Below are 21,973 nucleotides of genomic sequence, written 5' to 3'. Positions count from 1 at the left end.
GGGCCACACGTCGTTCTTCGCCTCGTGGATGAAACGGATCGGACCATCCCCGCGCACGCGGGGCCGACTCGGCGAGGCGGAAGCCACGGCGAAGCCGTGCGGACCATCCCCGCTCACACGGGGACCGCCCTCACACCGGCTTGGCCGTCTCCTGACGGTCCGCACTCCCCGGGCCGTCCTCCTCATCCGGCGACGACCGGTCGCCGCCCCCGTCCCCGTCCGTACGGTCCACCGCTTCCGGCGCCGTGCGGGCCGCCGGTACCAGGGCCTTGGCCGGTGCGGGGGACGGCGTGGATTCCCTCGTACCGGCGGCCGTCTCCGTCCCCGTACCGGAGGGACCGGCGGCCGCCGTCAGCAGTTCCCGCCGTCCCGACAGGAAGTACGTCAGGCCGAAGCCGAGGGCGACCACGGTCGCGCCGCCGACCGCGTCGAGGATCCAGTGGTTCGCCGTGCCGACGATCACCGCGATGGTGATGGCCGGGTGGATCAGGCCCAGGACCTTCATCCACATCTTCGGGGCGAGCATCACGACCACCACACCGCACCACAGCGACCAGCCGAAGTGGAGCGAGGGCATCGCCGCGTACTGGTTGGTGACGGCGGTCATCGCGCCGAACTCGGGGTTGGAGAGGTCCTCGGTCCGGTGGACGGTGTCCACGAAGCCCATGCCCGGCATCAGGCGCGGCGGCGAGAGCGGGTAGAGCCAGAAGCCGACCAGAGCCAGCAGGGTCGCGAAGGCGAGGGCCGAGCGGCACCAGCGGTAGTCGGCGGGGCGGCGGATGTAGAGCAGCCCCAGGATGATCAGCGGGATCGGGAAGTGGAACGTCGTGTAGTAGAAGTTGAAGAAGCCTTCGAGCCAGGGGATCCCGACCACCCACTGGTTGAACCAGTGCTCGATGTCGATGCCGATGGCCTGCTCGATGGAGTTGATCTGACGCCCGTGCTCACGGGCCTCCTCCACGCTGCCGGTCGCGGCGAGCCGGATCTGGGAGTAGATGGAGTAGCCGACGCGGATCGCGATCAGTTCCATCAGCAGGTTGGGGCGGGTGACGACCCGGCGCCAGAACGGCAGCAGCGGTACGCGGTCCCAGCGGGAGGGCGCCGGGGTGACATAGGTCGTCGGGACCGGGCGCCGGAAGTGCTCGTCGGTACGGGAGAGGAACGGCACCAGACAGGCCGCCGCGAGGGCGGCGATCAGGACCGCGTTCTCCCGGATGGGCCCGGTGATCAGAATGTTCGGCAGCAGCATCTTGCCGGGCAGGGACACCGTGACGATCACCAGGAACGGCCAGAGCATCCGGTCCGAGGCCCGCTTGCCGACCCGGCCGACGGCCGCCAGCAGCAGCCACAGGATCTGGTGCTGCCAGGTGGTCGGGGAGACGGCGACCGCGACACAGCCGGTGAGCGCGACGGCGAGCAGCAGCTGGCCGTCGTTGGCGTAGTGCACGGCACGGCGCAGACCGAAGTAGATCACCACGGCGGCGAGCGCGAGGTAGAGCACGATCTCCAGCGGGCCCTCCAGGCCGAGCCGGAGCAGCGCGCCGTGCAGCGACTGGTTGGCGAGCCCGTCGGGACGGTCACCGAGCCCGGCGCCCGCGACATGCTCGATCCAGTACGTCCATGAATCGCTCGGCGTCGCGGCCCACGCCAGCGCGGAGCTCGCGGCGAAGGTGGCGCCGGAGGTGAGGGCGGCGCGTTTGCGGCCGGTGAACCAGAGCAGCGGTACGAAGAGCAGGACCGTCGGCTGGAGCGCGGCGGCGAGACCGATCAGCAGCCCGGAGGCCCGCTGGCCGCGCGCCACGAAACAGCCGACGAGGACCAGGAGCACCGGGATGATGCTGGTCTGGCCCAGGTGGAAGCTGTTGCGCACGGGCAGCGAGAGCATCAGCAGGCTGATCGCGACGGGCGCCGCCAGCAGGGTGCTGCGACGCGAGATCGGACCGGGCAGGGCCCGCGCCACGACCAGTCCTATGCCCACCACCAGCAGCAGTGTGCCGAAGGTCCAGGCGACACCGAGGACCTGTTCGGCCGAGCTGGCGAACGGTCTGAGCACCAGGCCCGCGAAGGGGGTGCCGGTGAAACTGTCGGTGTCGTAGAGCGAGCCCCCCACATGGAGGACCCCGCTCTCGCCGACCCAGGTCTCCAGGTCCATGAAGCGTTCGCCGGGGGGCAGTCTCAGCACCACGGCCGCCTGCCGGATGGCGAGGACGGCGGCCACGAGCCATAGCGCGATCCTGGCCGCACCCATCCTTGAGTCGGTCGTCGCACTCCCGCGCACGCTGTGCTCCGCGTTCGCCACTCGCGCCGCGCCTCCCCTGCTTTTCCGTCGTATCGGTGTTGTCTGGCGTTGTCTGGCCTCAGAAAGGCTCGCATTGCCTGAGGAAAGAGACTCAGGCAACCCCCTCTTTGCCTGACTGTCACCCGATTTTGCCTAGGATTCTCGCCAGTCCTCGGACACTCCGGACCTGAAGGGGTACGCGGGCGAACATATACGACCGACGGCCGGGACACCGGCCGCGTCCGGTAGCGCGGCCCTGACCTGGACCCTCCACAGGATCGTTCCTGCGCCCCTGGGCGAGCCACGGGCCACGGCCGGGTGCCCCGCCCGCGCCCCATGTGCCCCCTTTCGCCGGACGGCGCCCTCCTCCGGCGCGAAGGGCGAGTGACCCGATCACGCGAAGGCGAGTGAGCCGACGACGGGCCCGGACATAGGTTGGGGCCCATGACAGACACTGACCAGCGCGAGCTGTGGACCGCCGTCGACCACTACCTGACCGATCTGCTCGCCCCCGACGACGAGGCCCTCAGCGCCGCCCTCACCAGCAGCGACGAGGCGGGCCTCCCCGCCATCGCGGTCGCGGGCAACCAGGGCAAGCTCCTCCACCTCCTGGCCACGCTCCAGGGCGCCCGCCGGATCCTGGAGATCGGCACCCTCGGCGGCTACAGCACGATCTGGCTGGCCCGCGCGGTCCAGGACGGCGGCCGGGTGATCACCCTGGAATACAGCGAGAAGCACGCCGAGGTCGCCCGCGCCAACATCGACCGCGCGGGCCTCTCCTCCGTCGCCGAGGTCCGCGTCGGCGCGGCCCTGGACACCCTCCCCCTGCTCGCCGCCGAGCCGGGCGCGGCCCCCTTCGACCTCTTCTTCATCGACGCGGACAAGGTCAACAACCCGCGCTATGTGGAATGGGCCCTGAAGCTCTCCCGTCCGGGCAGCCTGATCATCGTGGACAACGTCGTCCGCAACGGGGGCGTGCTCCAGACCGATGGCACCGACCCCTCGATCCGTGGCACCCGCGAGATGTTCGACCTGATCGCCGCCGAGCCGAGGCTGGACGCGACGGCGGTGCAGACGGTGGGGGTGAAGGGGTACGACGGGCTGCTGCTGGCGCGGGTGGTGGGCTAGGCGGAACCCTTCTTGCGGCGGGAGAGGAGGAGGGGGCGGGTGAGAGCGACACCAGAGACGCCCGCTTCCTGCTGGATGCGAAGTAAGTCCGACTCTTCGGAAATGGGTGAGATCCGGCTCTTCGCTGGATGAACGCGCTGGTCAGCTCCTGCGGTCCCCGCGTATGCGGGGACCACGGCCGCTTCAGAGCCGGGTGGGTCGATGGGCGGGGTGGGTGGTGTCGAGGTGGCGGCGGAGGAGGATGCGGTAGTCGGTGGCGCGGGAGTGGTCGTGGGTGGCGCGTGCCTGGCGTTCGGTGGTGGTGAGGGCGTGGCAGGTGGGGCAGGCGTCGGGTTCGGGTGCGTCGGTGGTCTGGCTGGTCATTGGGGTTTCCTTTGCTGGGCGCGGTGGATGCGGGCTTCGCGTACGCCGCGTACCGGCACGCCCCAGCGGGTGAGCTGCTTCTTGAGCCATGCGTCGCTGACGCGGTACTCGGCGGCCAGGGCTTTGAGGGTCTCGCCGTCGTCGCGGTAGCGGGTGATCACCGTCTCCCGGGCCGCAAGGGCCCGGTCACGGGCGGTGCTGGCACTCACGTGACATCTCCTCGTGATGGCAGTGCTGCTGTTGCCGGGGCAGGGACGCGTGCGGCTGGGGATGGATCGCGAAGGTGTAGCGGTCCGGGCCGTCCGGGATCACCACGGACACCGCCACGCCCCGCGCGAGCCGGTCCCGGGCCGCCCGTTCCTCGTCCCGGGCGCTGGACCACACCCGTATCTCGGTTGGAGCGTCCGGCACCGGAACCCGGCCCTGCCGCATGGACGCGGTCACCCACGGCGAGACACGTGGATCCGGATCCAGCAGGTCCGCGATCCGCACCGCCTGAAGCTGAAGCCACCGCAACGCGGCATCCGGCGACTCGGTCCGCGAGATGGCGACGGTGTACGGCAGGACGACCCCGCTGCGGTACACCGGGCCCTCCGCCAGGACGTAACAGAGATACGAGACCGACGTGACCGGCGACGGGTTCATGACGGCCCGCCCTCCTCCGGCCCGGGCAGCAACAGCCGCTCCAACTCGGCCTCCAACCGCGCCTGCCGCGCCTCAGCGGCCAGATCCCGGCACCACTCGTCCACACACGCGCCGTCCCAGCGCAGCCGTAACAGTTCGAACCCGAGCCCAAGCCGGTTCTCGGCGGAACCGATCGCCAGGGCCGTCCAGACCCATAACCGCCTCACGGCACCCGCCGCCGATGGTTGACCTCCCGCACCCTTTTGTGCAGGGAACTCAGGACCTGGGAGTCCCTTCTGGCGGCGGCGTCCGCCTTGTCAGCGTCGGCCACGTCAGCCTCACGGCCGGGCTGCTGGTCGCCATCCCCTGTTCGTTCGGTGTTCACAGCACCATCCGCCTTATCACTCCGGTTGCTGGTCGCGTCGATATCTCTGTGGGAAGACGAGCCACTGCGACGACGGAGCGGACGTCTCCTGGACGTCACTCGACGGACGGACGACGACACCCCCGATGGCGTCATTTAGGTGTCATTCGCCAGGGGTTCGGTCTAGCTTTGACGTCATGACGACGAATGTCGTGGTGCCTAATGATGTGCTGCGCGCCGTGCGGATCAGCATGCGGATGAGTCAGGACGACCTCGCCAGGGCACTCCGCGAAGCAGGCGATGAGTTGGGCGAACCCAATGACGCTTCAAAAAGGCTGGTGCAGCGCTGGGAATCAGGAACGAGCAGGACACCCCGCACCATCTACGTGAGGGCGCTGGAACATGTCACCGGACGTCCCGTGGAAAGCCTGGGATTCACCTTGCCGACACCGATGGCGAGAGTCCACGCCGACAGAGCAGGAGGGCATGACATGATCGCCGGGGCTGAAGGGATAACACCCCCCGCCGCAATCACTCGTGCGACGTCCGGGGTGAATGGGGAACTCTTCTCTGGTGTATGGCTGAGCCGCTACGAGTTCTACTCGTCGGGCCGGGACGCCACCTTCGAGGGCAAGCACCACATCACCCTCGTACAGCGCGGAAACCGGCTCACCGCCCAGAGCCTGCCCGGGGCGTCGAGCAACGCGGACAGCCCACTGACGCTCGATCTGACGGTTGACGGAAACGTCGTCACCGGCACCTGGGTCGAGCAGACCGCCGCTGACGGCTACTACCAGGGCGCCCGGTACCACGGTGCCATACAGCTTCTGGTGGAGCCGACCGGGCGGCGAATGACCGGGAAGTGGATCGGTTTCGGGAAGGACTTCGATGTGAACACCGGGCCATGGGAACTGCGGCTGGTGGACCGCTCCATGGCAAAAGCCACGATGGAGAAGTACAGCCGGCCACCGGAGTAAGCGGAGCAATCAGCTCTCCCTTCACGAGAAGCAAAGGCGATACGCGAACTCTTCGGAATGGGCGACATCTGACCCCCTCGCCGGATAGAGGTGCTGGTCAGCTCCTGATATCCCCGCGTGGGCGGAGATGGTCCGATGCCGTTGGCGAACGAGTCGCCGCGCCATTCGTGGCCCCGGCACACGCGGGCCTCGCGACGCGAAGCCGCCGCGACAGGGGGCGTGGGGCTTGCCACGCACCCCCTTGGCGCTGAGGCGGACGGGTGGCTGCGCGGGGCCCGGGCCACCAGGGGGCCCGGGGGCACACAGGGGCTGCCCCACCCGGAGGCGCCCGCCAGAGACCCAGAGCCCACGCGCCCCCGCCCCACCCTTCACCTCCACCCGCCCCGCGTTCACCCCTCACGGCCTCACCGCGCCTCGCGCTAGCGTCGACACGGCAGTTGCACCCGCTTTGCGAAGGATGTGCCGCCTGTGGCCAGTGTGGTGAAGATCAACGTCCTGACCCTCTCCGCCGAGCAGCGCGAGACCTTGGAGAAGCGCTTCGCCGGTCGCCTCGGGGCCGTCGAGAGGTCCGACGGCTTCGAGTGGTTCGAACTGCTGCGGCCGGTCGAGGGGACGGACGACTACTTCGTCTACACCCGGTGGCGCTCCGAGGCCGATTTCCAGGCATGGCTGGCGGGCCCGATGCGGGATGCCCACCAGGCCCTCTTCGCTATGAAGCCCGCCCTGTTCAGCTCGACCGTGTGGTCGTTCGACGTCGTCCAGCAGGCGGGGCCCACGAGCTGACACGCCCCTGGCCTGGAACCCGCCGCCTCTCCCGGATCTCATCCGTAGCGGACGAACGCGGGCGGCACCAACCGGATCACCACGACCCGATGCCGGGGCGGCCCCACACACGGACCTCGCGGCGCGAAGCTGCCGCGTCGGGGAGCGTGGCAGGGCGAAACCGCCGCGCCGGGGAGGGTCGCGGCGCGAAGCTGCCGGGTCGGGGGTGTGAGGGCTCGCCCCCACACCCCTTTCGCTGGGGCGGGTGGGTGGGTGCGCAGGGCCTGGACCACCAGGAAGCCCGGAGCCACACGAGACAAGGGCGCCCGCGAGGCCCACGGCCGGGCTCAGAGCGCCCAGGTCGCGGGCGCGGGCCCGGTCCGGCGCAAGGTGTGCGCGCCCGTGCCCGTGACGGTGAGGGTGTAGGCGCCGGGGCCGGGGCGACCGGCGTCGATCCACTGGGCGACCAGGGCCAGCCGCTCGGCCCACAGGTCGCGGGGGCCTTCGTGTTCCACGAGGACCCGGCGGCCTTCCTGGGGCGTGATCCGGGCCCACGATCCCGTCGGCGGATGAACCAGACCGTGGAACATCTCACCGGCTTCCGAAGCGAAGACGGAGGTCAGGGAGAGGGACAGGACATCGTGCTGGACCATCCACACCTCGTGGGCGGTGGCGCGGATGATCCCGGGGAGGTCCCGGGTCGGTTCAGCCGCGGGCAGGGGGAGTTCCATGACCCTGCGGGTTCCGGTCCCCCGGGCGATCAGCCCCGTGAACTGCGCGGCGGCCGGGGCCAGGTAGTCCGGCGCCGGTCGGGCCAGCATGAACGCGGCGTCCTCGGGCAGGAAGCCGCCTTCGGCGCCCCCGTCCCCGTCCACGGTGAGCCGGGCGATGCCGTTGCCGATGTTGGTCACGATGATCCCGCCGGGCCGGACCTGGCCGGGCCAGGCGGACGGGATCCGCTGGACGCCGCAGGTCGCGAGGATCCCGTCGTACGGAGCCCCTTCCGCGTGGCCGCCCGTGCCGTCGCCGGTGACGACCAGCGGCGTGAAACCCGCTCCGGCGAGCCGTGTACGGGCCAGGGCGGTCAGCTCGGGCTCCACGTCGATGCTGGTGACCCGGTCCGCGCCGAGCCGGTGGCACAGGAGCGCGGTGTTGTATCCGGTCCCGGTCCCGATCTCCAGCACGCGGGCAGCCTCGCGGACGGTGAACGCTTCCAGCATTCGCGCCATCAGTGACGGCTCCGAGGAGGAACTGACGGCGGCTCCGGTCGCGTCCCGCCGGGTGATCAGGGTCGTGTCGGTGTAGACGGCGGCCGCGTAGCCTCGGTCTCCCGGAGCGTACTCCCGGCCGCCGTTCAGACCGGAGAGGGTGAACCGCGGGGCGAAGACCTCACGGGGTACGGAGGCGAACGCCCCGCGCCAGGCGGATCCGGCTGCGAGTGCCCCACCGGCGGTGAGTGCGTCCACCAGGCGCTCACGGGCGTCGGCCATGTCGGTGGCGGTCGTGCTGCTCATGCGGCTACTCCTTGCAGGGCGTCGGCGAGGGCCTTGGTGATCGGGTCACGGAGTTCGGGGACGAATCCGAACTGTCCGTTCGGATTGACATCGACCGCGTACCAACCCCCGCCCCGACTAACGAGGAAGTCCATGGCGACGTAGCGGAGCCCGAAAGCTCGCATGACCGCCAGAACGCCACGGCGTATGGGATCGGGAACTTCGCGAACGACGTACGTGAGGGACGAATAGTCCCGGCGGAAGTCGATGCGGGATGCTTCTGAGCCAGCGTGGATCTCCGCCGCGAACATCCGGTTGCCGACGGCCGTCAGCCGCACTTCGTACGCCTTGTCCACCCACTGCTGAATCAGATGGGCCGTATGGGCGACTTGGTCCGTGATCTGATCGACGGTGACCGGCGCCGTCCACAACGCGTACTGCTGCCCGTCGTGAGCCGTGGGTCCGCAGTTCCCGACCGCCTTGTAGGCGGCGCGGCGGCCAGGCAGGGAGGCCACGAAGTCCCGGGCCTCCTGCGGATCGTTGGTGATCAGTGTCTCGGGAACGGTGAGGCCACAACGGGCGGCCGTGGCCAGTGCGACGGGCGCGCAGTCAGCCAGGGCATTGCGGTGGGGGTGGTTGATCCACGAGCGGGGCAGGGCCATGAGCACGCCGCCAAGGCCAGCGCGGGCTTCGGCGGCGGCCCACTGGGCATCCTCCGGCGACAGACCGGGGTGCAGCTTGAACCCGCCGGGGCGCCGGTAGTAGACGGCGGTGACATCCTCCAGTCGCAGGTCCCGGTGCTGCCCGCGCCATAAGCCGTGCCACGCGTCCTGGCCGGGTCCGATCCGGGTCGCGAGTGTGCTGTTCTCGGGGAAGTCGGCCGGGTCGAGCCGGACGACCGGGACACCACGTTCCGCCAACTCGTGGATGACCATGTCCGCGGTGGCGTCGAGCCGGGGGCGGGTCAGCACCAGGACCGTCATGTTGTTACTTCTCCTTCGCGCTGGGGGACAGCGACGGTCAGTCCGTGTCGTTCGCCTTCTCCTCGTCGCGTTGCATGTCCTCCTGTGTCTGCGCGACGGTCTTGAAAGCGGACTTCATGGACGGAGCGTGAATGAACAGCTCGCCCTCGGCGGTGACCGTCAGTTGCCGGTCGGGGCAGTAGGCCACGGCAGTGGTCCACTCCGGCTCGTCCGTTCGGGTCACTGGCAGGGCCAGAGTGACCCCGAACGGCCGGACCGGAGCCACCTCATGGGCGGTCACACGGCCTGGACGGTTCTCCGGCTTGGGGAACATGGAAGGTGCGAGGGTGCTCATGGGTGCTCCTCTATGCAGGCATGCGGGGCCGCTCCGAAACATCCCGAGCGGAGAACCGCGAGACCTTCTGACCATGCCGCCCGGCTCCGCACCAGGCCCAGAGGATGGCCCTATAGGACGGCCCTCTGCACACCCTCCCACTGTCGTGACATGAGGTAACTCGACCTCTACTGTGAGTGCCTCCGAACCGGCTGCTCACTCCGCCGAGGGGGCAAATCGTGCACCCCGACCGTCTCCCCGTTCCGCCCGAACTCTGGCGCCGGCCCGACATACGGCACGCGCTCAGCACTCACGACATGGGCGCCTTCCTGCGTTCCTTCCGCAAGCACACCGGAACGTCCCAGAGCACCATCGGAGCCCGCACCGGGCTGGCCCAGTCCGACATCTCGGCGATCGAACGCGGAATCCGCCGAGTCACCAGCGCGGAAGTCCTGGCTCGCATCGCCACCGGCCTGAACATCCCGCCCCACCTCCTGGCCCTCACCACAACGGACCAGGCAGCAGCAGGCTTCACCCCCACCAGCCCCCCGAGCACCACTATGGTGAGCCCCGCAGCCGACCAGGAGGACGATGTGAGACGCCGCAGCCTCATCACCGGGACCGTCACCGCCACATTCCTCGCTTCCACCACGTCCGCACAGGCCAGCGCACCCAGCACCACGCCCCACACGCCCCTCGGACCGCTGGAACAGACCCTGTTCGAGCCCGTGCCCGCGTCTCCCGTACCGCCTGCCGATCTGGCCGCCGCACTGATCCGCTCCCGTGCCGCGTTCGCCTCCGCCCACTACACCGCACTCGGCGCGGCCCTTCCCTCACTGCTCGCCGCCGCCGAAGCCACCCGAGACCATGCGACTTCCGGACGGGCACGGGACCGGGCCCATGCGGCTGTCGCCCGCGGATACGTTCTCGCCACAGAACTTGCGGTCAAGCAGCACTCACCGATCGCGTGGACGACAGCCGACCGGGCGCTGACCGCCGCCCGCGCCAGCGGCGACCCTCAAGTCATCGCGGCCGCTGCTCGGATGGTTGCCATCACCATGCGCCGCGTCGGCCGAGCCCTGGACGCCGCAGCGTTCCTCGCGCGCACCGCGTCCGCCCTCACATCCCACACTCCCGGGGACCCGCCGACCTCCACCCTCGCCGCCGCTACCGTGCTCCTCCTCACCGCCGGATACAGCGCTGGAGTCGGGGGCGATCGCACCACCGCCTTGGATCTCCTCGGCGAGGCCGATGAGACCCAACACCGCGTCATCCGTACCCCCAGCGACGGCGGCCTCTTTACCCACAAGGCCACACAGACCGAGCTGGCGATGTACCGGATCAGCACCTACACGGCGCTCGGGACGCCCGACGACGGAATCACCCACGCCCGCAGTGTCGATCCCACCCGGCTCCCCACTCCCGAGCGGACCGCCCGCTACCTCACCGACTCGGCCCGCATGTGGAACAAGATTGGTGACCCTCACCGCACCTTCACCGCCCTCCGCGCCATCGAGCGCACCGCTGCGGAGGAACTCCGTCGACCAGCCCTCCGTACGCTGACGACTGACCTGCTCCACGCCCCCCGGCACCTCCCCGGACTCCGTGAGTTCGCCGCTCGGCACGGAGCCATTGTCTAAGCAATCACCCCCTGAAAGAGAGAGCCTTCCCCACCTGCGGGCCACGCCCCGCGAAGCCACCACGCCGGGGTGTGGCAGCACGAAACCACCACGCCAGGGGTGTGGCGCGGCGAAGCCCCGCGCCCGGGCGCGTGGGGGCTCGCCCCCCACACCCCTTTCGCTGGGGCGGGTGGGTGGGTGCGCAGGGCCTGGGCCACCAGGAGGCCCGGGGCGGCACGCCCGTAAGGACGCGCCCTGGGGCCCGGGTTCGCGGAGCGGCAAGGACGCGCCCAAGGGCCGGGGCCCGCGAGTGGCGAGGGCGCGCGCCGCCGGGGCCCACGGCGGAGCCGGGCGCGCCGGGCCGCCCGGGTCGGGACGCGGCGCCACAACCCGGCCAGCGGTGCGCACCCGGCCCAGTGCCTCCGTACCCGCCGGAGGCAGCACGCGGTCGGCCCCGGCCCACCCGTACCCGCCGGGCGACACGGACCCGGCCCAGCGGCACGCGCCCCGTACCCGCCGGAGCCCCCCCGTCACCCCTCGCGATACCGTCAGCGCAGGCAGTCGCACCAACCCGCTATGCGAAGGATGTGCCCCCTGTGGCCAGTGTGGTGAAGATCAACGTACTGACCGTCCCCGCCGAGCAGCGCGAGATCCTGGAGAAGCGCTTCGCGTCCCGCGCCGGGTCGGTCGAGAACTCCGACGGCTTCGAGTGGTTCGAGCTGCTGCGGCCGGTCGACGGGACGGACAACTACCTGGTCTATACCCGGTGGCGGTCCGAGGCGGACTTCGACGCGTGGATGGCGGGCCCGATGCAGGCCGCTCACCGGGGCACCTCGGAGGACAAGGACGCCACGACGGGCGAGAAGCCCAGGCCCGCCGCGTCCGGCTCCACCCTGTGGTCGTTCGAGGTCGTGCAGTCGGCGGGCCCCAAGGGCTGACCCAAAGGGATCGGCGACCCGGCCGTCAGGGCGCCCTGTGATCACGGGGCGCCCGCCCCGCCGGCCGTTCCTGGTCGGAGCCGCACAGCTCGGATGTCAGCTCCCGGATGAGTTCGACCAGGTCGGTCGGGCGCTCCGGCCCCCACCAGTCCCCCAGCAGCTCCGCCAGTGACTCCTCGCGCGCCTGCGCCAGCCGTACCGCCGCCTCCAGTCCCGCGTCGCTGAGAAAGACCTGGACGCCTTCCCTCCGTATCAGTCCCCGCTCCTCCAGCTGTCGCTCGGCGTCGGTGATGGTCAGCAGCGGTACGGGGGTGGCGTCGGCCAGCAGCGCCGGTTCGACCGTCCCGTGGCGGCGGATGCGCAGCAGCAGCCAGCTCGCGGCGGGCAGCAGGTCGTATCCGGCCTTCGCGGTGATCTTCTCGTAGACATGGCGGCGGCCCTCGCGCGAGCCGAGAACGGACAGGGCGCGGGCGACCTCGTCATGCGAGGAGCGTTCCACCGGGTTGGCGGCGATGGTCTGGCTGCTGTCGGGCGCGGTGACCGAGCCGCGCAGCCGGTCCTCCTTGAAGAACCAGGAGAAGACGAAGGCGAGCAGCACCACCGGCACCGCGTAGAGGAAGACGTCGGTGATGGCGGAGGCGTAGGCGTGGATCACGGGCTGGCGCAGCGGCGCCGGCAGGGTGGCGATCAGATGCGGGTCGGCGGCGAGCGCGCTGGCCGCGTTCGGGGGCGCGGGCCGCCCGGCGAGCGCGTCCTGGAGGTTGGAGCGCAGCCCGTTGGTGAAGATCGTGCCGAAGATCGCGACGCCGAAGGACGCCCCGATGGAGCGGAAGAAGGTGGCGCCGGAGGTGGCGACGCCGAGGTCCTCGTACCGTACGGCGTTCTGCACCACCAGGATGAGCACCTGCATCACCAGGCCCAGACCGGTACCGAAGACGAAGAAGTAGATGCTCATCTCCCAGGTGGGGCTGGTCTCGGTCAGCCGGTGGAGCAGCAGCAGCCCGATCGCGGTGATGCCGGTGCCGAGGACCGGGAAGACCTTCCAGCGGCCGGTACGGCTGACGAGCTGGCCGGAGAGGGTGGAGGCGAGCAGCAGCCCGATCACCATCGGCAGCATATGGACGCCGGAGAGGGTCGGGGAGACGCCCTGGACGACCTGGAGGAAGGTCGGCAGGAAGGTCATCGCGCCGAACATCGCGAAGCCGATCACAAAGCTGATGACCGAGACGAGGGTGAAGGTGCGGATACGGAAGAGATGCGGCGGCACGACCGGTTCGGCGGCCCGCCGCTCCACGTATACGAAGATCACCAGCAGCACGAGGCCGAGCAGCGTGAGCCCGATGATCTGCACCGACGCCCAGGGCCAGGTGGTACCGCCGAGGGAGGCGACCAGCACCAGGCAGGTGGCGACCGAGGCGATGAGGAAGGTGCCGAGGTAGTCGATGGTGTGAGGGGTGGAGCGGACCGGGATGTGCAGGACCGAGGCGATGACGAGGAGCGCGACGGCGCCGATCGGCAGATTGATGTAGAAGACCCAGCGCCAGCTCAGCTGGTCGGTGAAGAAGCCGCCGAGGAGCGGGCCGAGGACGCTGCTGGCGCCGAAGACGGCGCCGAAGAGCCCCTGGTAGCGGCCGCGTTCGCGGGGCGAGACGATATCGCCGACGATCGCCATCGACAGCACCATCAGCCCGCCGCCGCCCAGACCCTGGAGCGCGCGGAAGCCGATGAGCTGGGCCATGTTCTGGGACAGCCCGCAGAGGGCGGAGCCGATCAGGAAGATGATGATCGCGGTCTGGAAGAGCTTCTTCCGCCCGTACTGGTCGCCGAGCTTGCCCCAGAGGGGCGTGGCGGCGGTCGAGGCCAGCAGATACGCGGTGACCACCCAGGAGATGTGCTCCAGGCCGCCGAGGTCGCTGACGATGGTGGGCAGCGCGGTGGAGACGATGGTCTGGTCAAGGGCGGCGAGCAGCATCCCGAGGAGCAGGGCGCCGATGGAGACCAGGATGGCGCGGCGGCTGTGGCCCGCGCCGGGGACCGGGCTCGTGGTCTCGCGCACTTCCTGGGCCATGCCGTCCTCCGTCCTGCGTGCGGCGCGGCCTCCTGGGGTCGGAACCGCCGCATGTCGGCGTCCTTTCCATCGTGGGGTGCGGGACCCTTTCCGGCCCGCTGAGCGCGGGTGGGCGGGGGCACGGGAGCGGCTGTGACGCGAGCGGAACGAGATGACCCGGCCCACGGGCTGGCGTCGGGGCGCCCTGGTTTGTACGATGACGGAACAAAGTGGCTCCGTCCGCACCTCCCTGACCGGTGGACGGAGCCGCTTGACCTCTCACCCGCGCCGATCGCGCCCGAGCCGCCGGGTCCGCGCCGCCCCCGAGCCGCGCGCCGCACGGCCGCGCTGGTCACGCGCGGTGTTCGCCCCGACGCCGCAGTGCCGCGGAGTTACGGAGTACGAAGATGCCGCACCAGCCCCCGACCACCGCCCTCACCGCGCGCGCCCTCCTGCTGGACATGGACGGCACGCTGGTCAACTCGGACGCGGTGGTCGAGCGGGTCTGGCGCGACTGGGCGAACCAGCACGGCATCCCGGCCGAGGACGTCCTCAGGGTGGTCCACGGGCGCCAGGGCCACGCCACCATGGCGGCCCTCCTCCCCGACCGCCCCATGGCCGAGAACCTCGCCGAGAACGCCCGGCTGCTGGCACGCGAGACCGAGGAGACGGACGGCGTGGTCCCGATCCCGGGCGCCGCGGCCTTCCTGGCCGCCCTCGCCACCCTCCCCCACGCCCTGGTCACCTCCGCCGACGAGGCCCTCGCCCACGCCCGTATGACCGCCGCCCACCTCCCCCTCCCCACCGTCCGCGTCACCGCCGAGAGCGTGAGCGCCAGCAAGCCCGACCCGGAGGGCTTCCTCAAGGGCGCCGCCGAACTGGGCTTCGCCCCCGAGGACTGCGTCGCCTTCGAGGACTCCGACGCGGGCATCACGGCGGCCCGCGCGGCGGGCATGCGCGTGGTGGGCGTCGGCCCGCGGGCGGGCGCCTTCGCACCGGATCTGTGGGTGGAGGACCTCACCCAGCTGCGGGTGGAGCAGACGCAGGACGGGGGGATCCGGCTGGTGCGGGAGCGGTAGGCGCCCCTCAGCTCCGGACCGAGCTCCGGAGCGCCGCCTCCCACGCCATGCGCCACGCGCGCACCTGAACGCATCTCCCTGACCGCCGGAACACGTCTCCCACGGTCCATCACGGCCTCGGAGAGAAGGTCAGCTCGCCATCGATCGCTGGAGCCCGGCCGAGGCATGGCGTCCTACCCGCGCGGCTCTCCGGCCATACTGGACTCATGACCGTGCAGCCCGTCCCGTCTCCTGCGCCGGACGCGTTTGACCTGTTGTGTGCGCAGTACGCGCGGCGGATGCCTGCGTCCTTGGAGGATCTGGCCGGCCCCACCGAGGGAACGGTCGACCTACCGCTGCACGTGGCCTGGTCGGGCCGCCGCTCCTACGGGCTGGAGCAGCTGCGCTCCCGGATGGGCCTGTACCGCACCGTCCTGGCCGAAGGGCAGCGCCAGGACCTGATCGAGTTCCTGAACCGGGACCTGCTCATCGCGCAATGGCCAGTGCTGCGCACACTGATCAGCCGCCCGATCAAAGACGCGTGGGAAGCCGCCTTTCCCGAGCTCACCACCGCGACGGCCACAACTGCCGCGTGAACCTCACAGAACTGCACCGCCGGCTCCTGGCTGACATTCTCGCCCTCGGCTCGCCCTACCCACTCGTGATCACCGGTGGGTACGCCGTACAGGCCCACGGCCTGGTCGACCGGCTCTCGCAGGACCTGGACGTCGCCACTGAGAACCCGGCCCCTATCGACGAGATCATCCACACGGTCGGCGACGGCCTGTCCGAGCGTGGCTGGGGTGTCCGGCACATCGAGTCCGGCCCGCTGTCGGGCCGGCTCATCGCCACGGACCGCGCTACGGGCGAAGAGTGCGAGGTCGATATCCTCAAGGAAGCCTTCTGGGCCCCGCCCACGGTCACTGATTACGGTCCCGTTCTCGCTCTGGACGACGTGATCGGCACCAAGGTCCGCGCACTCGCGGACCGGGGTGCGGTCCGCGACCTCATCGACGTCCACGCCGCGATGAGGCACCGCTCCACTGCGGAGCTGGAGAACCTCGGCCGCCGCCACGCCCGCTTCGAGTTCAGCCTCCAGGACCTGCGCGATCGACTCGCAGGAGCCGAGTGGTGGGACGACCAGGACTTCGCCGACTACGGTCTGGATCCAGAGCGGGTAGCAGACCTCCGCGCTTGGGCACTGGCCTGGGCCACCGACCTCGGCACCCGCCTCCATCAGAGCGACGACGACGACACTTCATGACTCCTCAAGCCGCCGATGCCGGAAAGCTGGATCGGCCCCGTGCGAGCGGGGGCTGTCCAGCCAGCGGTCCCGTACGACTGACCCCAGAAGGCGTCGGCCCCGCCCGCAGGCCCGATCCGGGCACCACGGGCCCACCCTCGCCTCCACCAGGCGGGCCCGCCCCCCTTACCCCAGCGCCTCGTACAGGCTGAACGCCGACAGCGCCAGCATCAGCGCCGCCGCCACCTTGGTGATCAGGCGCAGCGGTACGTACTTCATCAGGGTCTTGCCGCCCAGGATGCCGATCGCCGCCACCGCCCACAGGGCCAGGACCGCGCCGACGCCGACCGAGATCGGGTTGTCGTAGCGGGCGGCGAGGTTGGCGGTCATGATCTGGGTCAGGTCGCCGAACTCCGCGACCAGGATGAGCATGAAGCCCGCGCCCGAGACCTTCCAGAAGGACTGGTCGGCGGGGGGCTTGATGTTCTCCTCGTCGTCGTCGTGCTTACGGAAGAGGAGGACCAGCGCGCCCGCGAGGAAGAGGACGCCGACGACGCCCTGGACCAGGCGCTGCGGGAGGAGGGTGAGGACGCTGCCAGCCGCGATGGCGAGGGCGACGTGGACCGCGAAGGCGGCGGCGACGCCCGCGAAGACGTAGGAGGCGCGGTAGCGGGTGCCGAGCATCAGACCGGCGAGGGCGGTCTTGTCGGGGAGTTCGGCGAGAAAGACGACGCCGAAGGTGATCGCCATGACGGTGAAGCTGATCACGGGTGGGGTTCCTCTGTCGGTCGGGCTGCCCGCCGGGAGGACCAGAACCGGTGGTGACCGGTCAAAGGGGTCGCTTCGGCTCGGCAGCGTCGGTCAGGACTGCTGCGGGCCGAAGGTCTCGCTGGCGGGCCCCTGAAGGCCGCCTCCGGGCGCCGGCCGGGCGCGAGGCCCAGCAGTATGTCGACGTTCCGGCGAAGAGCTACTCCCCTTCTGCTCCGACCAGGGTACGACACGTACGGATGTACGGACCCTTGGCGTCGTGGATGTCACGCCGGGGGCCTGGACGGCGTACGGAACGGGGTCGGCCGGATACGCACGGCGTACGGAACCGGGTCGCCCGGATACACACCGCGTACGGAACCGGGCCAGCCGGACCACCGACCGCGTACGGGACAAGGCCCACCCGGCACCGACCGCGCCAGGGCGCCCCGGCCGGGCGCGGATGGGCCCCGGCGGGCCTCACCCGGTCCGGCGGGCCTCACTCCCGGTGCAGCCTCCCCCGCGCCACCAGTTCCAGCACCACCGCCACCGCGATGGCCTGCACCGCCATGAGCGCCACCAGCACGAACAGCTGCACCGCGCCCGCGAGCAGCGGCGACGCGCCGCCGAGCAGCATGCCGACGAACGCGCCGGGGAGGGTGACCAGCCCCACCGTGCGGGTCTGGTCCAGGCCCGGCAGGAGGGCGTCGGCGGCGGAGGGGCGGGCGATCTCCAGGCGGGCGTCGCGGTCGAGGAGGCCGAGGGCGAGTCCGGCCTCGACCTCGCCGTGGCGGGTGCGCAGCTCGTCGAGGGCGCGGCGGCCCGCCAGCACGGTGGCGGTGAGGGCGCCACCGATGAGGATGCCCGCGACGGGGATCAGGGCGATGCCCTTGACCGGGACCAGCCCGGTCAGCAGCAGCGCGGCGACGACCGGGACGACTCCGGCGGCGATGGGCACGGCCGCCCACCGCCAGGTGCGGTTGGGGGTGATGCGGCGGCCGGCGGTGCGTACGGCGACGGCGTACATCAGCAGCATGAAGGCGAAGAGCAGCGGAAGTCTGCTCACCACCCAGCCGATGATCAGGGAGACCGCGCCGAGCTGGAGGGCGGCGCGCACCCCGGCGATCACGATCTCGCGGGAGCGTCCGAGGTGGGCGAGGGCGGCCACGGTCGCGGCGACCGCGAGGAGGACGGCCAGGACGGCCCCGAAGGTGGCGTTGACCGTCAGCAGCACCCGCCAACCTTATGCGGTGCTCCCGTGTGCCGCGCGTCGCGCGCCATGCCGTACTGCCGCCCGTCGCGCGCCACGCGGTGCCGCTGTGCTGTCGTGGGCCGCGCGTCGCGCACGCCGCCGTAGCGCGCCCTGTGGCGGGCCGTGCGCGCCCCGCCCCACGACGTCGGTGACCGCGCCCGCGCCGTGCACCACCCCGGTGTCCCGCTCCGTGTACCGCCCCCTCCACAAAATCGTTTCCTCATAAGCGCCATGACGCCTCACCAGCCCTCTTGAACTGACGTGTCCATGTCTTCACCCTGTTACCTGGTGCCCATCCCCACGCAACCGGGCGCCCGCACGCTGGCCTCGTCCGACGGCCATGACCCCGTCCTCCAGAAGGAGTTCGCCATGCCCAGCGCGTCCCTCGCCCGCACGCCCCTCTACGCGCGTCACCCCCGCCGCACCGCCCTGGTCGCCACGGCCGCCGCCGCGCTCGCGGTGACCGGGGTGCTCGCCACCGCGCCCACCGCGCAGGCCGCGCCCCCGACCCCGGTCAGCGCCGCCACCGCGCGGGCCTACCTCGGGGAGCTGCGGGTGGCCGCCGAGGGCTCGCTGACCGGGTACAGCCGGGACAAGTTCCCGCACTGGAGCACCCAGTCGGGCACCTGTAACACCCGTGAGGTGGTGCTCAAGCGGGACGGGAAGAACGTCGTGACCAACGCCAGCTGCGCGGCCGTGAGCGGGAGCTGGTACTCCGAGTACGACGGCGCGACCTGGACCGCCGCCTCGGACGTCGACATCGACCACCTCGTGCCGCTCGCCGAGTCCTGGCGCTCGGGCTCAAACACCTGGACGACCGCGCGCCGCCAGGCCTTCGCCAACGATCTGACCCAGCCCCAGCTCATCGCCGTCACCGACAATGTCAACCAGGCCAAGGGCGACAAGGACCCGGCGAAGTGGCTGCCCCCGCTCGGCTCGTACCACTGTGTCTACGCGCGGATGTGGGTGCAGGTGAAGCACGCGTACGGCCTCGCGGTGGACCAGGCGGAGAAGAACGCGCTCCAGGCACTCCTCGCACCCTGCTGACCCGGGGGCCGCCCGCACCCGCCCGCACCGCCCCGAGCGGCGCCACCCCGTGCCCGCGCCGCCCCGAGCGGCTGGCATCGAACCGGAATCTGCCCTTCCGACCCGGTCGTTCCGTACCGTACGCCCCCACGGAACGACCGGAGGAGGACCGATGTCCACAACCCCCGCCCTGCGCCTGGGACCGCTGCTACGCCAGATCGATGACGCCGGAGGCGGTGGAGGCAGGGCGACCATCTGGGTGGAGACGGATGGTCCGCGCGAGGTGGAGGTGCGGTGCGCGGACGGCGCGGGCGGGCGGACGAAGACCTTCCGGATCGCGGGTCATCACTACGCGATGACCACGGTGACGGGATTGACGCCCGGGACCGTCACCCCGTACGAGGTGCTGCTCGACGGGGCCCGGGTCTGGCCCCCGGCCGGCTCCCCCTTCCCGCCCTCCACGATCGCCGTGCCCGCCACGCACCGGAGGGACACCGTCCGGGTCGCCTTCGGATCCTGCCGCTGGGCCGCGCCCGCCGCCGGGGAGCACGACCCCGCCGGGCCGGACGCCCTCGGCGCCCTCGCCACCCGGCTCGCGACCGACCCCGCCGCCGAGCGGCCCGACGTCCTGCTGCTCCTCGGTGACCAGGTGTACGCGGACGAGGTCTCCCCGGCCACCCGGGAGTGGCTCGCGCGGCGCCGCGATCTGAACGAGCCACCGGGGCCGCAGGTGACGGACTACGAGGAGTACACCCGCCTCTACGACGAGTCCTGGAGCGACCCGGAGGTGCGCTGGCTGCTCTCCACCGTCCCGTCGCTGATGATCTTCGACGACCACGATCTGATCGACGACTGGAACACCAGCGCCGCCTGGCTGGCGGAGATCCGGGCCACGCCCTGGTGGCGGGAGCGGGTGCTGAGCGGGCTGATGTCGTACTGGGTCTATCAGCACCTCGGCAATCTCTCCCCCGGCGAACTGGAATCCGACCCGCTCTTCGCCGCCGTCCGTGCCGCCCCCGACACCGCGGAGGACGACACCGCTGAGGACGACACCACGGGTACCGGCACCATGGATACCGGCACCACGGGTACCGGCACCGCCGCGCTGCGCGCCTTCGCCGAACGGGCCGACGCCGACCCCACCGCCGTCCGCTGGAGTTACGCGCGCGACATCGGCCGCACCCGCGTGATCATGATCGACACCCGGGCCGCCCGGGTGCTGGAGGAGTCCCGGCGGGCGATGCTCGCCCCGGCGGAGGCCGCCTGGGTACGGGAGCGGGCGCTCGCCGACCGGGGCGCGGTCGACCATCTCCTCATCGGAACCTCACTGCCATGGCTGCTGCCACCGCTGGTCCATGACGCGGAGGGCTGGGACGCGGCCCTGTGCGCGGGCGCGCGGGGCGCGCGCCTGGCCGCGCTCGGGGAGCGGGTGCGCCGGGCGGTCGATCTGGAGCACTGGGCCGCCTTCCCCGACTCCTTCGCCTGGCTGGCCGCGCTGATCGCGGAGGCGGGCCGGGGGGAGGGGGCGCCCGCGACCGTCCTCGTCCTGTCCGGGGACGTCCACCACGCGTATGTGGCCGAACCGCGCTGGCCGGACGGCGGCCCCGAGGCCACGGTGCTGCAACTGACCTGCTCCCCCGTCCACAACTCCATCCCCCGTGTCTTCCGCTGGGCCTTCCGCTTCGGCTGGACGGGGCCGGCCCGGCTGCTCGGCCGGGTGCTGGCGTGGCACGGGCGGACCGGGCGCCCCCCGGTCCGCTGGGACCTGACGGGCGGCCCCTGGTTCGGCAACCAGCTGATGACCCTGACCCTGCGCGGCCGCGCCGCCACCCTCGCCCTGGAGCGCGCCGAGGCGCCGTCCGAGCCCCCGGCCGGTCCACCGCCCGCCACTCCCGCGCCCACCGCACGCCTGGTCATGACGGAGGTACGGGAGGTGGGGGCGGGCGGGGCACCGGACACCTCGGACCGATAAACGGACGGTGGGGTACGGATCACGCGAACCCCGTACGGAGATCGCGGACGCGGATCGCGGATCACGCGCGAAGATCACGTACGGACATCACATGCGGAAATCACGCATCCCCTACGGAAATCACGCGACCCGCGAGGAGTGCTTCCCGCCCTGTCGTGAGAGTTACATGAGAAAGACCGCGCAATCGGTACTTGAACTTGTAAGCACTTTGGCCCGCTCCCTACCGTGGTCGCCGCGGATCCCCCCACACACACCGTTGGATCCCCCCACACACCTGGAGCTTCCATGTCCAGCAGCACTCTCACCGCGAAACTCGATCAAACCCGGCCATACGCCCTCGGCCTTTTCCGGATCGTCCTCGGTTTCCTCTTCGCCTGTCACGGTGCCGCCTCCCTCTTCGGGGTCCTCGGCGGGGCCCATGGCGGCGGAACCGTGGAGATGGGCGCCTGGCCGAGCTGGTACGCGGCGTTCATCCAGTTCGTCGGCGGCGGCCTGGTGATGCTGGGCGTGGGCACCCGGACGGCCGCGTTCATCTGCTCCGGCTCGATGGCGTACGCGTACTTCAAGGTGCACCAGCCCTCCGCCCTCTTCCCGCTGGAGAACCAGGGCGAGGCGTCCGCCGTCTTCTGCTGGGTCTTCCTGCTGCTCGTCTTCACCGGGCCGGGCGCGCTGGCGCTCGACCGGGTGCTGACGGGGGCGCGCAAGACCCCCGCGGAGACGTCGGCGGAGTCGCAGCAGGGGTCGAAGCCGGTCGCCGTCTGACGACCAGGGGCGGGTGGTGCCGGG

General features: G+C 71.1%; 22 protein-coding genes. 11 read left to right on the top strand and 11 right to left on the bottom strand.

The genetic code is table 11. The features are described from left to right. Positions 1 to 130: 130 nt before the first annotated feature. Positions 131 to 2,248, bottom strand: a complete 2,118-nt coding sequence (locus ACFVIM_RS18135; protein ID WP_384302258.1) for a bifunctional glycosyltransferase 87/phosphatase PAP2 family protein — start codon at positions 2,246 to 2,248, stop codon at positions 131 to 133. Positions 2,249 to 2,722: 474 nt separating this feature from the next. On the opposite strand from ACFVIM_RS18135, the gene ACFVIM_RS18130 reads away from it, so the two are divergent. Next, entirely contained in the window at positions 2,723 to 3,406 is a 684-nt protein-coding gene (locus tag ACFVIM_RS18130) for an O-methyltransferase (protein WP_384302256.1), read from the top strand. Between the two features lie 183 nt (positions 3,407 to 3,589). Here ACFVIM_RS18130 and ACFVIM_RS18125 read toward each other — a convergent pair whose 3' ends face one another. Genes ACFVIM_RS18125 through ACFVIM_RS18110 form a run of 4 tightly spaced genes read right to left on the bottom strand, consistent with a single transcriptional unit; the run spans position 3,590 to position 4,620 of the window. Next, positions 3,590 to 3,769: a hypothetical protein gene (locus ACFVIM_RS18125; protein WP_384302254.1), complete on the bottom strand. Its 180-nt coding sequence runs from the start codon at positions 3,767 to 3,769 to the stop codon at positions 3,590 to 3,592. Further along, positions 3,766 to 3,978 carry a hypothetical protein gene (locus tag ACFVIM_RS18120; RefSeq protein WP_384302252.1) on the bottom strand — a complete coding sequence of 71 codons (213 nt, stop codon included), beginning with the start codon at positions 3,976 to 3,978 and terminating at the stop codon, positions 3,766 to 3,768. The genes ACFVIM_RS18125 and ACFVIM_RS18120 overlap by 4 nt, the downstream gene beginning before the upstream one ends. Next, positions 3,956 to 4,414 (bottom strand): hypothetical protein, encoded by a 459-nt coding sequence (locus ACFVIM_RS18115; RefSeq protein WP_384302250.1) that lies wholly within the window; start codon positions 4,412 to 4,414, stop codon positions 3,956 to 3,958. The genes ACFVIM_RS18120 and ACFVIM_RS18115 overlap by 23 nt, the downstream gene beginning before the upstream one ends. Further along, on the bottom strand, positions 4,411 to 4,620 hold the full coding sequence (locus ACFVIM_RS18110) for a hypothetical protein (protein WP_384302248.1): 210 nt from the start codon (positions 4,618 to 4,620) through the stop codon (positions 4,411 to 4,413). The genes ACFVIM_RS18115 and ACFVIM_RS18110 overlap by 4 nt, the downstream gene beginning before the upstream one ends. Positions 4,621 to 4,954: 334 nt before the next feature. Between ACFVIM_RS18110 and ACFVIM_RS18105 the strand changes: the two genes are divergently transcribed. Then, entirely contained in the window at positions 4,955 to 5,734 is a 780-nt protein-coding gene (locus ACFVIM_RS18105) for a helix-turn-helix domain-containing protein (RefSeq protein WP_384302246.1), read from the top strand. Positions 5,735 to 6,202: 468 nt separating this feature from the next. After that, entirely contained in the window at positions 6,203 to 6,517 is a 315-nt protein-coding gene (locus ACFVIM_RS18100; RefSeq protein WP_384302244.1) for an antibiotic biosynthesis monooxygenase family protein, read from the top strand. 326 nt (positions 6,518 to 6,843) lie between these two features. Here the strand turns inward: ACFVIM_RS18100 and ACFVIM_RS18095 are convergent, their stop codons facing one another. Genes ACFVIM_RS18095 through tgmA form a run of 3 tightly spaced genes read right to left on the bottom strand, consistent with a single transcriptional unit; the run spans position 6,844 to position 9,306 of the window. Further along, positions 6,844 to 8,010 (bottom strand): methyltransferase domain-containing protein, encoded by a 1,167-nt coding sequence (locus ACFVIM_RS18095; protein WP_384302242.1) that lies wholly within the window; start codon positions 8,008 to 8,010, stop codon positions 6,844 to 6,846. Continuing rightward, positions 8,007 to 8,972 (bottom strand): ATP-grasp ribosomal peptide maturase, encoded by a 966-nt coding sequence (gene tgmB, locus ACFVIM_RS18090; RefSeq protein ID WP_384302240.1) that lies wholly within the window; start codon positions 8,970 to 8,972, stop codon positions 8,007 to 8,009. The genes ACFVIM_RS18095 and tgmB overlap by 4 nt, the downstream gene beginning before the upstream one ends. Before the next feature lie 37 nt (positions 8,973 to 9,009). Continuing rightward, positions 9,010 to 9,306, bottom strand: coding sequence for a putative ATP-grasp-modified RiPP (gene tgmA, locus ACFVIM_RS18085; protein ID WP_384302238.1), 297 nt, complete (start codon positions 9,304 to 9,306; stop codon positions 9,010 to 9,012). Between the two features lie 218 nt (positions 9,307 to 9,524). Between tgmA and ACFVIM_RS18080 the strand changes: the two genes are divergently transcribed. After that, a complete protein-coding gene (locus tag ACFVIM_RS18080; RefSeq protein WP_384302236.1) occupies positions 9,525 to 10,925 on the top strand; it encodes a helix-turn-helix domain-containing protein in 1,401 nt (466 codons plus the stop codon). A gap of 575 nt (positions 10,926 to 11,500) precedes the next feature. Next, a complete protein-coding gene (locus tag ACFVIM_RS18075) occupies positions 11,501 to 11,842 on the top strand; it encodes an antibiotic biosynthesis monooxygenase family protein (RefSeq protein WP_384302234.1) in 342 nt (113 codons plus the stop codon). 25 nt (positions 11,843 to 11,867) lie between these two features. Here ACFVIM_RS18075 and ACFVIM_RS18070 read toward each other — a convergent pair whose 3' ends face one another. Next, positions 11,868 to 13,910, bottom strand: a complete 2,043-nt coding sequence (locus tag ACFVIM_RS18070; protein WP_384302232.1) for an MFS transporter — start codon at positions 13,908 to 13,910, stop codon at positions 11,868 to 11,870. Positions 13,911 to 14,296: 386 nt separating this feature from the next. On the opposite strand from ACFVIM_RS18070, the gene ACFVIM_RS18065 reads away from it, so the two are divergent. The 3 genes from ACFVIM_RS18065 (at position 14,297) to ACFVIM_RS18055 (ending at position 16,211) form a co-directional block, all read left to right on the top strand. Then, entirely contained in the window at positions 14,297 to 14,968 is a 672-nt protein-coding gene (locus ACFVIM_RS18065) for an HAD-IA family hydrolase (protein ID WP_384302230.1), read from the top strand. A gap of 206 nt (positions 14,969 to 15,174) precedes the next feature. Continuing rightward, positions 15,175 to 15,543, top strand: coding sequence for a hypothetical protein (locus tag ACFVIM_RS18060; RefSeq protein ID WP_384302228.1), 369 nt, complete (start codon positions 15,175 to 15,177; stop codon positions 15,541 to 15,543). Next, on the top strand, positions 15,540 to 16,211 hold the full coding sequence (locus tag ACFVIM_RS18055; RefSeq protein WP_384302226.1) for a nucleotidyl transferase AbiEii/AbiGii toxin family protein: 672 nt from the start codon (positions 15,540 to 15,542) through the stop codon (positions 16,209 to 16,211). The genes ACFVIM_RS18060 and ACFVIM_RS18055 overlap by 4 nt, the downstream gene beginning before the upstream one ends. A 165-nt stretch (positions 16,212 to 16,376) precedes the next feature. Here the strand turns inward: ACFVIM_RS18055 and ACFVIM_RS18050 are convergent, their stop codons facing one another. Continuing rightward, positions 16,377 to 16,958, bottom strand: coding sequence for a TMEM165/GDT1 family protein (locus ACFVIM_RS18050; RefSeq protein ID WP_384302224.1), 582 nt, complete (start codon positions 16,956 to 16,958; stop codon positions 16,377 to 16,379). Positions 16,959 to 17,436: 478 nt separating this feature from the next. Next, on the bottom strand, positions 17,437 to 18,171 hold the full coding sequence (locus ACFVIM_RS18045; protein ID WP_384302222.1) for an ABC transporter permease: 735 nt from the start codon (positions 18,169 to 18,171) through the stop codon (positions 17,437 to 17,439). A gap of 387 nt (positions 18,172 to 18,558) precedes the next feature. Here ACFVIM_RS18045 and ACFVIM_RS18040 point away from each other — a divergent pair, with 387 nt between their 5' ends. From ACFVIM_RS18040 to ACFVIM_RS18030, 3 genes are all read left to right on the top strand, one after another. Further along, positions 18,559 to 19,236, top strand: coding sequence for an HNH endonuclease family protein (locus ACFVIM_RS18040; RefSeq protein ID WP_384302260.1), 678 nt, complete (start codon positions 18,559 to 18,561; stop codon positions 19,234 to 19,236). A 151-nt stretch (positions 19,237 to 19,387) separates the two neighbouring features. After that, on the top strand, positions 19,388 to 21,187 hold the full coding sequence (locus tag ACFVIM_RS18035) for an alkaline phosphatase D family protein (RefSeq protein ID WP_384302220.1): 1,800 nt from the start codon (positions 19,388 to 19,390) through the stop codon (positions 21,185 to 21,187). Positions 21,188 to 21,472: 285 nt separating this feature from the next. Continuing rightward, positions 21,473 to 21,949, top strand: coding sequence for a DoxX family protein (locus ACFVIM_RS18030; protein ID WP_384302218.1), 477 nt, complete (start codon positions 21,473 to 21,475; stop codon positions 21,947 to 21,949). Positions 21,950 to 21,973 lie beyond the last annotated feature (24 nt).

This window comes from Streptomyces sp. NPDC057638, from assembly GCF_042800315.1.
Classification (GTDB): Bacteria; Actinomycetota; Actinomycetes; order Streptomycetales; family Streptomycetaceae; genus Streptomyces.
This window is presented reverse-complemented; position numbering and strand designations above follow the sequence as displayed.